This is a genomic window from Bradyrhizobium sp. USDA 4454 (assembly GCF_054822705.1).
On sequence record NZ_JBTRCN010000001.1, the window covers coordinates 3,941,315 to 3,953,587 of the forward strand.

The following is a 12,273-nucleotide window of genomic DNA, read 5'->3' on the forward strand; positions in this document are numbered from 1 at the left end:
GCACCTCAGTATCGGTTGGGCTTGCTGCGGTCGATACCAGCAATGGGCCTCCAGGTAGGGCAGTTAACGTCTCAAACGTCATTACGTTCGACGTCGCAACGTCCTATACGGGCGGCGGCGGTGGGATTACTGGCACGGCGTGGCAGACTAGCGTTCCGACAACCGGATCAAAGACGATCGCAAATGGTGATCTGGTCGCTTTCGCCGTTCAGATGACTGCCAGGGGTGGATCTGACGTCATTAACTTTTCTTCGCCGTGCCCGAACTCCAGCTCCGCGATCTTCCCGTCCGTCGCGCAATATAACGGAACGTCGTATCTCGGACAGCAGGCATTCATGCCGAACATCATCATCACATTCGCTGACGGCGCTTATGGGTGGATTGCCGGCAGCGACGTGCTCTCTGCTATCAACTCGAGAATCTGGAATAGTGGCTCAACGAAGGCTGAGTACGGCCAGCTCTATCAGATGCCGTTCCCGATGAAAGTGTGTGGCATATATTGCTGGGCGGCGCCCTCGGGAGACTTCACGCTGAATCTCTACAGCGATCCGCTCGGCACACCGGTGGCGCAGAAGAGTGTGACGCTGACCCAAAAAACGATTGTGCTGAACAGTACGCCGGGTGTGATTTACATCGAATTTCCGACGCCATACTCAGCCACAGCCAACCAGCCACTCGGCGCGGTCATGACGCCTGGCGCGGGCAACATCACCGGATATTACAAAACGCTGGGTAGCGCCGGTCATCGCGCATCTGACCCATGGGGGACGAGCGGATACGGCATCAGTCGATCGACCGGCGCGTTCGCCAATGCGAATTCCAGCCTTGATCACTATTACATCGGGCTGCTGGTCAGCGCCTTTGACGACGCGGCCGGCGGCGGTGGTGGCGGTTCGGGCGGTGGCTACGTGATCGGCTCCTGACTTTCGAGTGATGGGCATACCGGAACATAGGCGCTCGACGCCGGTTTGGCGAATCAGCCGGAGATGCCCTTCGCGAAGTTTACGACCTCACCCCAGTCCAGCCGCGTATCGACCCAGCCGACCTTCCCGCATGCGGTGCACTTTAGATGAGCGCTGATGTGCGCCCAATCCCAGTCCGGAAGGTCGGCAAGCTTCAGCCGGCCGTTGTGGTGCTGGCACCCGACACAGAACACCAGCACCGTCTTGAAACCGGCGTCGCGATCGACGGGACCACACCAGTAGCGGAGGAAGTGAGCGGGCTTGCGGCGCCAGGGCATGGCCTGATGATCGCGCTGATCGCGTGCGGAGTGAAGCCGCTAGGACTCGATCATGGTACGAACTGATCACCCACGGGTTGGTCAAGCTGCTTATGTAAAGCCAACCCTGAATGGCTCGGTGCCCAGCTTGGGCATCGATTCCAAGAGAATTGCTACCTGCGAATGATGCTGCAGCAACCTAACCTCATTTCCGTTATCGTCGATGCCATCGAAGATCATAATGTCCGGGTTAGATACGCTGATTGCGCGAAGTCGAAACGATGTTGATCCCGCAACTCTTATGCCAATCTCGACGTCGTCCGACATTCGCTCCTGATAGTCGTTGATCAGCCCAAGCAGGCGCTCCTTAGCGTCACCCGCCTGGTTGTTTTGTTGGCGCATGTACTCATACATCGGATTGGGTGGGGGCACTGGTATGTGAAAGTGGCGTGGATTTACCATGGATATCTCCTGCTTGATTCGGATCAGGTTCCATTTTGCCACGCGGCCCGCTTTGCAAGCCGTTTAACTTTGGGTTTTCCGCCCTACACACAATGCGCCCCGGCGGACTACCACGTGAAAAACTGCGCTAAAGAGTTTGCGTCCAGTATGCTCATCGGACAAAGATCGGTCCCGCTTGGGTAGGGCGACTTTATGCCGGACAATCAACCACTGTCGGATAATGCCGTCGACGATCGTCTAAAGGCCGCGCTCGAAGTGCTTGGATCGGCACCAGGTGCCACAACAGCAGGGGATACGGCCATTTCCGCCGCCAGAAAGGCACTCGCCCTTTTGTCGCTCGGCTTGATTGGGGCTGGTGTGAAACGCGAGGATACCGAGGAGTGATGCCGGCGGCTTATTTTGCCGTGGCTTTTAGTCCAATCTCGACCAGCCGGCGGATGGCCTCGGGCCGGCCGGGCAGGTCGGCTTGGTTCCGGCGCCAATCGTCAATCGCTTCAAGCACTTCCGGCGACCACCTTGCGCCGATCTGCACACCTACGCCGGTAGCGGGTCTGCCCCTTGATTTTTTGGTACCAATTTTTCTTGCGCTCTTCATGATTATTTGGTATCAGAAAAGCAAGCCGGAGGGAAGCAGCAACTTCCACTCCGGCTCTAACCCAGAGCCACCGGAGGTTTCAGATGGCCCGAGCTACCGCAAATCATAGCACAAAACTGTCCTCTCTGTTCCGCGATCCGTTCGTTGCGGCTGCCTTTCGTCGCGCCGAAGACGACGGTCTGACTGGCGACCTGGTCGAGACCGACCGCCCGCGCCGTCTGGATGGTGGCGCCGCCGAGACCTGCCGCATTCTCGAGACGGCGTAACGGAGGGCGCGATCCATGAAGGCACTGAGCAACAGCGCCGCGGGCGCTGAACAATTGTCGTCGCCGCAATTGATTCCCGATAGCCGCCCGGACGCGGATCAGGGAGTCAAAAACGTGGGTGAACCATCCGGCGCGTCGCAGATTCCCTCAGCCGGGGCTGCAATGAGCAGGAGATCTATGATGAACAAGATCGTTTCGTTCGCAGCGGCGGCTGCCGTCCCGGTACCCTCGCCTGCGATGCCGACAGCGCCAGATATCCGCGCCATGCATGCCTATGCGGCCTGGCTTCAGATGGAGCGGCGCATTCTCTGCAATGAGATCTGGCCGCAGCTCGGCTCGATGGCCGAGAAGATCGTATTCTTCGACAACGCCGGAGCTCACTGGCATCTGCGCAATCCGGACTGGAGAAGCGATCCCCAGCCATCATCTCGAGCGGCTGCGGTTTTGGATCTGGTGGGGGTCGATTGGCGCAACGACGAGCATGATTGCGGCCGGCACCACCCACGCAAGGCGCAATGTCCACCGCTGCCGGCCGGCTGGCCCAGCGTCGACGCCGAGCTGATCGAGCTCTCCGCAAAACTGGAGCCGCTGGTTCGTGAGTACTACGCGCGGCACGGTGAATGGGCGCGACGGCAGGTGCAGGCGCACAAGGAGACGGACGAGCGATTCGGTGAAGGCGTGCCGTTTGACGTCTGGGATACGGAAAACAAGCGCACCCAAACCGAAAAGGGGAAGTTTTTCGAGGAAGCCTTGTCCAGGATACGCGTCGGGGAGGCGCTCGAGAGCCTGGCGGAGCTCGAACAAGAGATCATGCCGCTAGCCACTGCGATCGATAAGCTGCCCGTCACCTCGCTCGCGGGGCTCAAGGCTAAGGCCCTTGTCGCGTTCTGGCGAATCGAGCCGCTTCAGGCGAGCAGTGGCGAATTTTACTTCCAGGACGAGGCCGCTTTTCAGCAGCTCTTCATTGCGGTCGCTGAATTCTGCGGGCTCTCAGGCAGCATTGCTGTGACGGGCTACGCGATGCCGGAATGGCCAGTGCTCGAGGAGGATGAGATCGGGCAGGCATGAGGGCGGTCCCAACGTCTCCGGGCGCCGACAACCTTCGGTCAAAAGCAGAGAGGCCGCCAATCGGGGCGACCTCTCGTTCTCCACATCTGGGTTCTCTCTACGGGGCCGACGTTCTGTCGATGCCGCCTTCTTAGTCCGGGAGAGTGTGGTTATCCCGCGCTCGTTGGCTTTGCCTGAGGGCGTTGAAGTTTCTCCGGAGCACTCAAAAGTTTGGTCATAGGAACCTCCTCTCGATTGCATGGTCTCCAACTTCTCGGTCTAATCTTGCGAGATCGTATACGCGGGGGCCAGTTGCCGCCGCGGCCGAAAATCTCCGATTGTTTGTCAGGAAAAGACGCCGCCGGTCTCAAAAATACATGCCCGGCGGCGTTTCCTTCCCGAACTGGGACACTGAAATCCCCAGCATCAACTTAACTGCAGAGCGCGCGCCAACGCGCCGGTTCATGCTGGCGGGCAGCTTCAATCGCGCTTAAGCACCATGAAGTCATAGATCGGGCCTGTAAGCGAATGCCCAGTGTTACGGTTCTTGGTCACTATCTGGTAGCCGTCTTCGCCTTCATGGCGAATCGTGTCATGAACCACGCGCTGAAACGCACCCAGAGCGTTCATGCCCTCGTCGACAGCGGTGATTTTAAAGGTATTGTCATCGATGATGTGAGCACGGTGCAGTGGCGAGTCCTTACGCAGTTCATCGAAAAAACCCATCGCAACCCCTCAAGTATGAACGTTGCCTCGGCCCAGAGCCTGGGCGCCTGGGACGTAAGCATCCAGGCGGCCGCCAGCAATAGTAGGTCCGCGATCGAAACGAGAACTCGCTGTGTTGCACCCGTGTTGCGCGGAGTGATTGGTAGTCTTCCGTAACGCGTTGATTCTGCTGGTGTCGGCTCGCAACGCCCTGCAACACGAAAACGGGCACCGGAACGAAGCCGAAACTGCAAGAAACCCTTATTTTATCGGCATAAGTCGTGGCGATCCCGGCAGGATTCGAACCTGCAACCCGCGGAGTAGAAATCCGCTACTCTATCCAGTTGAGCTACGGGACCGTGCCGGCCTTGTAGCACCGCCATTATGAAAAATCCGCTGTTCCGCCAAGCCCGGCCGAACCGATTTTTGTGGTCGCGCGACAAAAGGCGAGCAGGGGTCCTCGTCCTGCATTGGCCTGCCAGTCCGCCGAGCCGCCATTGACGTGGCCGCCGGGGCTGGTCGAAGGAATGTCGGCAATGCGAGCTGCGACGATGTCGTCCGTTCATGTCTGCGCCTTCACTCCGTCACCGTTTCGCGCATTTTTGTCCCAACGCGGCGCTCGACCGCGGGGGCGTTCAGGAGCTCCATCATGATCGGATTGGTTCGTGCCGCCGCGATTTGCGCCATGCTGGCGCTCGCCCTGGTGAACGCGCAGGCCGCGGACAAGGCGTTCAAGCGCGACGATCTCGCCGATTCCGCGATCAAGCTGGAGGCCCAGATCAAGAGCGAGGCCGGCGCGGTCAACAAGTCGGCCGCGACCTTGCGCACCGACGCGGACGCCGCCTTCAGGCGCAATGATTTCCGGGGCGGGCTCACGATCCTTGGCCAGATCGCGGCGACCGCGCCGGAGGACGGCGCCAACTGGCTGCGGCTCGCCAAGACCGTGTTCCAGATCCGTTCCGCCAGCTCCAGCGAGCAGACCTTCCTGATGGAGCGCGCCTCGACCGCCGCCTACATCGCCTATCAGCGCGCCGGCAATGCCGGCGAGGAGGCCGACGCACTGGCCGTGCTCGGCAAGGCGCTCGCCGAGCGCAAGCTGTGGCGTCCGGCACTCGACGCGTTGCGGCTGTCGCTCGACCAGCGCGAGGTCGCCGATATCAGAGGCCAATATGAGAAGATGCGCGACGAGCACGGCTTCCGGCTGCTCGATTATACCGTCGATTCCGACGCCGCCTCGCCGCGGGCCTGCTTCCAGTTCTCCGAGGAGCTGGCCAAGCGCGTCGACTTCGCGCCGTACCTCGCGCTCGCCGGCACCGACAAGCCGGCTCTGTCGGCGGAAGGCCAGCAGCTCTGCGTCGACGGGCTGAAGCATGGCGAGCGCTACAACATCAACCTGCGCGCCGGCCTGCCGTCGACTGTCAAGGAGACGCTGCCGAAATCGGCCGAGTTCAACATCTATGTCCGCGACCGCAAGCCGTTCGTGCGCTTCACCGGGCGGGCCTATGTGCTGCCGCGGACCGGACAGCGCGGTATCCCGGTGGTCAGCGTCAACACGCCAGCGGTCACGGTGGATGTGTTCCGGATCGGCGACCGCAATTTGATCAACACGGTGATCGACTCTGACTTCCAGAGCACGCTGAGCCGCTACCAGCTGTCCGATCTCGGTGACCAGCGCGGCGTCAAGGTGTGGTCCGGCGAGCTCGCGACCGCCACCACGCTGAACCAGGACGTCGTCACCGCGTTTCCGGTCGATCAGGCGCTCGGCGACCTGCAGCCCGGTGTCTATGTCATGACCGCCGCGGCCAAGGGGCCGGGCAGCGACGACGACGGCACCCTGGCGACGCAATGGTTCATCGTCTCCGACATGGGCTTGTCGGCGTTCTCCGGCAATAACGGTATCCACGTCTTCGTCAACTCGCTGGCTTCGACCGAGCCGGTCGCCGATGCCGAGGTGAAGCTGGTCGCCCGCAACAACGAGATCCTGGCCACCCGCAAGACCGATGCGGCCGGTCATGTGCTGTTCGAGCAGGGGCTGGCGCGCGGCGAGGGCGGACTGTCGCCGGCACTGCTCACGGTGATGGGCGAAAAGTCCGAGTACGCCTTCCTGAGCCTGAAGACCAATGCCTTCGATCTCACCGATCGCGGCGTCGCCGGCCGGGTGATCCCGGCCGGTGCGGACGCCTTCGTCTACGCCGAGCGCGGCGTCTACCGTTCCAACGAGACCGTCTATCTGACCGCGCTGCTGCGCGACGGGCAGGGCAACGCCCTGACCGGGACGCCCCTTACAATGGTGATCGAGCGGCCCGACGGCGTCGAATTCCGCCGCGCCGTGCTGCCGGACCAGGGCGCCGGCGGCCGCATGCTGGCGCTGGCGCTCAATTCCGCGGTGCCGACCGGCACCTGGCGGGCGCGCGTCTTCACCGACCCGAAGGGCTCGTCGGTCGGCGAGACCACCTTCATGGTCGAGGATTACATCCCCGAGCGGGTCGAATTCGACCTGACCAGCAAGGAGAAGGTGATCAAAGCTGAAGTTCCAGTGGAACTTGAGGTCTCGGGCCACTTCCTCTACGGCGCGCCGGCCTCGGGTCTGCAGCTCGAGGGTGACATGCTGGTCGGACCGGCGGCGAACGGCCGGCCCGGCTATGCCGGCTACCAGTTCGGTGTCGACGACGAGCAGACCGCGAGCAACGAGCGGACCCCGATCGAGGACCTGCCGGAGGCCGATGCCAATGGCGCGGCGAGCTTCCCGGTCAAGCTCGACAAGGTGCCGACCTCGACCCGGCCGCAGGAGGCCCAGATCTACATCCGCATGGCAGAGACCGGCGGCCGCTCGGTCGAGCGCAAGATCGTGCTGCCGGTTGCCCCTGGCGCCTCGCTGATCGGCGTCAAGCCGTTGTTCGGCGACAAAAGCGTGGCCGAGGGCGACAAGGCCGAATTCGACGTCGTGTTCGTTGCGCCCGAGGGCAAGCAATTGCAGCGCGACGGGCTGCGCTACGAGTTGTTGAAGCTCGAATCGCGTTACCAGTGGTACCGCCAGAATTCGTCGTGGAACTATGAGCCGGTCAAGTCGACCCGCCGCGTTGCCGACGGCGACGTCAACCTCGCGGCCGACAAGCCGACGCGCCTGACCTTCCAGCCGCAGCCCGGCCGCTACCGGCTCGACGTCAAATCGACCGATGCTGATGGGCCCGTGACCTCGGTGCAGTTCGATGTCGGCTGGTATTCCGACGGCAGCGCCGACACGCCCGACCTGCTCGAAACCTCGATCGACAAGCCGGAGTATGCCTCGGGCGACACCATGACGGTGTCGGTCAATGCGCGCACGTCAGGCAAGGTCACGGTCTATGTGCTCGGCGATCGCCTGCTGACGACGCAAAGCGTCGACGTCAAGGAGGGCACCCAGCAGGTCAAGCTGCCGGTCGGCAAGGATTGGGGCACCGGCGCCTATGTGATGACGACGCTGCGCCGTCCGCTCGATGCCGCCGCCGGGCGCATGCCCGGCCGCGCGATCGGGCTGAAATGGTTCGGCATCGACAAGAAGACCCGCACGCTGGCCGTCGAGCTCTCGCCGCCTGCCTTGGTGCGGCCTGGCTCGACGCTGAAGATTCCGGTCAAGCTCGGCGGGCTCAATCCCGGCGAGGACGCCAAGGTGGTGCTGGCCGCGGTCGACGTCGGCATCCTCAATCTGACCAACTACAAGCCGCCCGCGCCGGACGATTACTATCTTGGCCAGCGCCGCCTGACCGCCGAGATCCGCGACCTCTATGGGCAATTGATCGACGGCATGCAGGGCACGCGCGGCCAGATCCGCAGCGGCGGTGACGCCGCCGGTGCCGAGTTGCAGGGCTCGCCGCCGACGCAGAAGCCGCTGGCGCTGTATTCGGGCATCGTCACGGTCGGCCCTGACGGCACTGCGGAAGTGAGCTTCGACATCCCGGAATTCGCCGGCACCGCGCGGGTGATGGCGGTGGCCTGGAGCGCCACCAAGCTCGGCCGCGCGACGACCGACGTGATCGTGCGCGATCCCGTGGTCGTGACCGCGACCTTGCCGCGTTTCCTGCTGACCGGTGACAAGGGCACCATCAGCATGGATATCGACAATGTCGAAGGCGCCGCTGGCGACTACGCCATCAGCGTCAAGGCCACCGGCCCGATCAAGGCCTCGGGCAATTCGAGCACGACCGTGAAGCTGGCCGCCAAGCAGCGTTCATCGCTGTCGCTCGGCCTCGAGGCCGGCGGCGCCGGGCGCGCCGATTTCGATGTCAATATTTCCGGCCCGAACGGACTGACGCTGGCGCGGCATTATGCGCTCGACGTCAAGCCGGCGACGCAAGTGCTGGCGCGCCGCTCGATCCGCACGCTGGCGAAGGGCGAGAGCCTGACGCTGACCTCGGACATGTTCTCCGATCTGGTGCCGGGCACCGGCAGCGTCTCGGTCTCGGCGAGCCTGTCGACCGCGCTCGATGCCGCCAGCATCCTGAAGGCGCTCGACCGCTATCCCTATGGCTGCTCCGAGCAGATCACCAGCCGCGCGCTGCCGCTGCTCTATGTCAACGATCTCGCCGCCGGCGCCCATCTCGCGATGGACACCGCGGTCGACCAGCGCATCCGCGACGCGATCGAGCGGCTGCTGGCGCGACAAGGCTCCAACGGCTCGTTCGGCCTGTGGTCTGCGGGCGGCGACGACGCCTGGCTCGATGCCTATGTCACCGACTTCCTGACGCGGGCCCGCGAAAAGGGCTTTGCGGTGCCGGATGTGCTGTTCAAGAACGCGCTCGACCGCGTCAGGAACTCGGTGGTCAATGCCAACGAGCCGGAGAAGGACGGCGGCCGCGATCTGGCCTACGGCCTCTACGTCCTCGCGCGCAACGGCGCGGCGCCGATCGGCGACCTGCGCTATCTCGCCGACACGAAACTGAACAATCTGGCGACGCCGATCTCGAAGGCGCAGCTTGCCGCGGCGCTGGCCCTGGTCGGCGACAAGGCGAGGGCCGAGCGGGTCTATGGTGCCGCGCTCGACGCGCTGAACCCCAAACCCGTGATCGAGTTCGGCCGGGTGGATTACGGCTCGGCGCTGCGCGACGCGGCGGCGCTGGTCTCGCTCGCGGGCGAGGGCAATGCGCCGCGCACCACGCTGACGCAGGCCGTGCTGCGGGTGGAAGCGGCGCGGGGCTTGTCGCCCTACACCTCGACGCAGGAGAATGCGTGGATGGTGCTGGCGGCACGCGCGCTCGCCAAGGAGACGCTGGCGCTCGACATCAACGGCCAGGCGGTCAAGACCGCGGTTTACCGCAGCTACAAGGCCGAGGAGATGACGGGCCAGCCGCTCAAGATCACCAACACCGGCGACGCACCGGTGCAGGCGGTGATCTCGGTGTCGGGCTCGCCGGTGACGCCGGAGCCTGCGGCGTCCAACGGGTTCAAGATCGAGCGCAGCTATTTCACGCTCGACGGCAAGCCGGCCGATGTCACCAAGGCGAAACAGAACGACCGCTTCGCGGTCGTGTTGAAGGTCACGGAAGCCAAGCCGGAATTCGGTCACATCATGGTGGCCGACTATCTGCCGGCCGGACTCGAGATCGACAACCCGAACCTGGTGTCATCTGGCGATTCCGGCACGCTGGAATGGATCGAGGACGGCGTCGAGCCGAAGAACACCGAATTCCGCGATGACCGCTTCACCGCGGCGATCGACCGTGGCGCCAACGACAAGTCGGTGTTCACGGTTGCCTATGTCGTGCGTGCGGTGTCGCCGGGCAAATATGTGCTGCCGCAGGCCTATGTCGAGGACATGTACAATCCCTCGCGCTACGGCCGCAGCGGTACCGGCGCGGTCGAGGTGAAGGCGGCGAAATGAGCGCGACGTTGAGGACAGCACCGGAACGCGGATCGCGCTGGCGACGGATCAGGACCGTCCTGGCGATCTCTGCCGTCGCGACGCTGGTCGGAGCCAGCGCCTTCGCCGGCTGGGTGGTCTCGCTCGGTGCGCTGCCGCTCGCGCAGGCGCAGCAGGTCTCGACCACGGTCGTCGATCGCAATGGAAAATTGTTGCGCGCCTATGCGATGGCGGACGGCCGCTGGCGGGTGCCGGTCGATGCGAAGACGGCGGTCGATCCCGGCTATCTCAAGCTGTTGTTCGCCTATGAGGACAAGCGCTTCTACGAGCATCACGGCGTCGACCCGCTGGCGCTGTCGCGCGCCGGCTTCCAGCTTCTCACAAGCGGCCATATCGTCTCGGGCGGTTCAACCATCACGATGCAGCTGGCGCGGCTGATCGAGCCGCGGCACCAGCGCTCGATCTACGCCAAGCTGCGGCAGATGGTGCGCGCGATTGAACTGGAGCGGCAGCTCTCCAAGGACCAGATCCTCGATCTCTATCTGGCGCTGGCACCGTTCGGCGGCAATCTCGAAGGCATCCGTGCCGCCTCGATCGCCTATTTCGGCAAGGAGCCGAAGCGGCTTTCGCTTGCCGAGGCCGCACTGCTGGTTGCCCTGCCGCAATCGCCGGAGCGGCGCCGGCTCGACCGCTTTCCCGAAGCCGCCCATGCTGCGCGTGACCGCGTCCTCGACCGCATGGTCGAGGACGGCGTGGTGTCGAAGGACGATGCGGCGCAGGCCAGGACGACCGCGGTGCCCAAGCTGCGCAGGCAGATCCCGATGCTGGCGCCGCATTCGTCCGATCAGGCGATCGCGACGATGAAGGACATGCCCGTCATCAAGCTGACGCTGGACGCCACGCTGCAACGGAACCTGGAGGCGCTGGCGCGCGACCGCGCCATGGCGCAGGGGCCCGACGTCTCGGTCGCGATCATCGTGGTCGACAATGAATCAGGCGACGTGCTCGCGCGCGTCGGCTCGGCGGATTATTTCGACGAGCGGCGGGCGGGGCAGGTCGACATGACGCGCGCGGTGCGCTCGCCGGGCTCGACCTTGAAGCCGTTCATCTACGGCCTCGCCTTTGAGGACGGCTTTGTCCATCCCGACAGTCTGATCGAGGATCGGCCGATCCGCTTCGGCACCTATGCTCCTGAAAATTTCGACATGACGTTCCAGGGCACGGTGCCGATCCGCAAGGCGCTGCAATTGTCGCTGAATGTGCCGGCGATCGCGCTGCTCGACCGGGTCGGTGCCAGCCGTCTGTCGTCGCGGCTGAAGCAGGCCGGCACCAATCTCGTGCTGCCGAAGGATGAAGCGCCGGGGCTCGCGATGGGTCTCGGCGGCGTCGGTGTCACGCTGCAGGACCTCGCCCAGCTCTATTCCGGCCTGGCGCGGCTCGGCGCGACCAAGCCGCTGCGCGAGATCATGCAGGAAACTGACGGCCGCGACACCATGCGGCTGATGGACCAGGCTGCGGCCTGGCAGGTCGGCAACGTCCTGCTCGGTACGCCGCCGCCGGAGAACGGCGTGCACAACCGGATCGCCTTCAAGACCGGAACCAGCTACGGCTATCGCGATGCCTGGTCGGTCGGCTTCGACGGCCGCATCACGATCGGGGTCTGGGTCGGCCGTCCGGACGGCGCGCCGGTGCCGGGCCTGGTGGGCCGCACCGCGGCGGCGCCGATCCTGTTCGATGCCTTTGCGCGCACCGGCAGGATCCCGGCGGCGTTGCCGAAGCCGCCGCGCGGTGTGCTGGTCGCCTCCAATGCAAAGCTGCCGCCGCCGCTGCGCCGGTTTCGGCCGCTCGGCGAACTGGTCCGCAGCGGCAATGACCAGGCGCCGCACATCCAGTTTCCGCTGAATGGCTCGCGCATCGACGTCGATCAATCTGAGGGCGGACGTAGTGCGCCGATGCCGGTCAAGGTCGCCGGCGGCGTGCTGCCATTGACGGTCCTGGTGAACGGTGTCTCAGTCGGGGACATCGACAGCCGGCGCCAGCGCCTGATCGAGCCGCCCGGGCCGGGCTTTGCGCGGCTCACCGTGATCGACGCGACGGGTGCCGTGGATACCGTTGTGATCCGAGTGCAATGATGTGTGATCCG

The 12,273-nt window shown here is 64.1% G+C and carries 10 protein-coding genes and 1 tRNA gene; 6 read left to right on the forward strand and 5 right to left on the reverse strand.

All coding sequences use genetic code 11. The features are described 5' to 3' along the window. Nucleotides 1-335: 335 nt before the first annotated feature. The gene (locus tag ACVIW0_RS18490) at nucleotides 336-923 is read left to right on the forward strand and encodes a hypothetical protein (protein ID WP_461353611.1); all 588 of its coding nucleotides are present in this window, start codon (nucleotides 336-338) and stop codon (nucleotides 921-923) included. Nucleotides 924-976: 53 nt separating this feature from the next. On the opposite strand, the gene ACVIW0_RS18495 is transcribed toward ACVIW0_RS18490, so the two are convergent. Both ACVIW0_RS18495 and ACVIW0_RS18500 read right to left on the reverse strand, forming a co-directional pair. Beyond that, complete coding sequence (locus ACVIW0_RS18495; protein WP_461353612.1) at nucleotides 977-1,240, reverse strand: hypothetical protein; 264 nt, start codon at nucleotides 1,238-1,240, stop codon at nucleotides 977-979. Nucleotides 1,241-1,330: 90 nt separating this feature from the next. Further along, complete coding sequence (locus ACVIW0_RS18500) at nucleotides 1,331-1,681, reverse strand: DUF6173 family protein (protein WP_461353613.1); 351 nt, start codon at nucleotides 1,679-1,681, stop codon at nucleotides 1,331-1,333. A gap of 192 nt (nucleotides 1,682-1,873) precedes the next feature. On the opposite strand from ACVIW0_RS18500, the gene ACVIW0_RS18505 reads away from it, so the two are divergent. After that, complete coding sequence (locus ACVIW0_RS18505) at nucleotides 1,874-2,065, forward strand: hypothetical protein (protein ID WP_461353614.1); 192 nt, start codon at nucleotides 1,874-1,876, stop codon at nucleotides 2,063-2,065. 10 nt (nucleotides 2,066-2,075) lie between these two features. On the opposite strand, the gene ACVIW0_RS18510 is transcribed toward ACVIW0_RS18505, so the two are convergent. Then, a complete protein-coding gene (locus ACVIW0_RS18510; RefSeq protein ID WP_461353615.1) occupies nucleotides 2,076-2,276 on the reverse strand; it encodes a hypothetical protein in 201 nt (66 codons plus the stop codon). A gap of 83 nt (nucleotides 2,277-2,359) precedes the next feature. On the opposite strand from ACVIW0_RS18510, the gene ACVIW0_RS18515 reads away from it, so the two are divergent. Together ACVIW0_RS18515 and ACVIW0_RS18520 are read left to right on the forward strand one after the other, a co-directional pair. Next, on the forward strand, nucleotides 2,360-2,542 hold the full coding sequence (locus ACVIW0_RS18515) for a hypothetical protein (RefSeq protein WP_461353616.1): 183 nt from the start codon (nucleotides 2,360-2,362) through the stop codon (nucleotides 2,540-2,542). 15 nt (nucleotides 2,543-2,557) lie between these two features. Continuing rightward, the gene (locus ACVIW0_RS18520) at nucleotides 2,558-3,610 is read left to right on the forward strand and encodes a hypothetical protein (protein WP_461353617.1); all 1,053 of its coding nucleotides are present in this window, start codon (nucleotides 2,558-2,560) and stop codon (nucleotides 3,608-3,610) included. A gap of 459 nt (nucleotides 3,611-4,069) precedes the next feature. On the opposite strand, the gene ACVIW0_RS18525 is transcribed toward ACVIW0_RS18520, so the two are convergent. Further along, nucleotides 4,070-4,315, reverse strand: coding sequence for a hypothetical protein (locus ACVIW0_RS18525; RefSeq protein WP_461353618.1), 246 nt, complete (start codon nucleotides 4,313-4,315; stop codon nucleotides 4,070-4,072). Between the two features lie 261 nt (nucleotides 4,316-4,576). Continuing rightward, nucleotides 4,577-4,653: transfer RNA gene (locus tag ACVIW0_RS18530), tRNA-Arg, on the reverse strand. A 290-nt stretch (nucleotides 4,654-4,943) separates the two neighbouring features. Between ACVIW0_RS18530 and ACVIW0_RS18535 the strand changes: the two genes are divergently transcribed. Both ACVIW0_RS18535 and pbpC read left to right on the forward strand, forming a co-directional pair. Then, nucleotides 4,944-10,151, forward strand: coding sequence for an alpha-2-macroglobulin family protein (locus ACVIW0_RS18535; protein WP_461353619.1), 5,208 nt, complete (start codon nucleotides 4,944-4,946; stop codon nucleotides 10,149-10,151). Then, on the forward strand, nucleotides 10,148-12,262 hold the full coding sequence (gene pbpC / locus ACVIW0_RS18540; protein WP_461353620.1) for a penicillin-binding protein 1C: 2,115 nt from the start codon (nucleotides 10,148-10,150) through the stop codon (nucleotides 12,260-12,262). The genes ACVIW0_RS18535 and pbpC overlap by 4 nt, the downstream gene beginning before the upstream one ends. The last annotated feature ends 11 nt before the right edge of the window (nucleotides 12,263-12,273 follow it).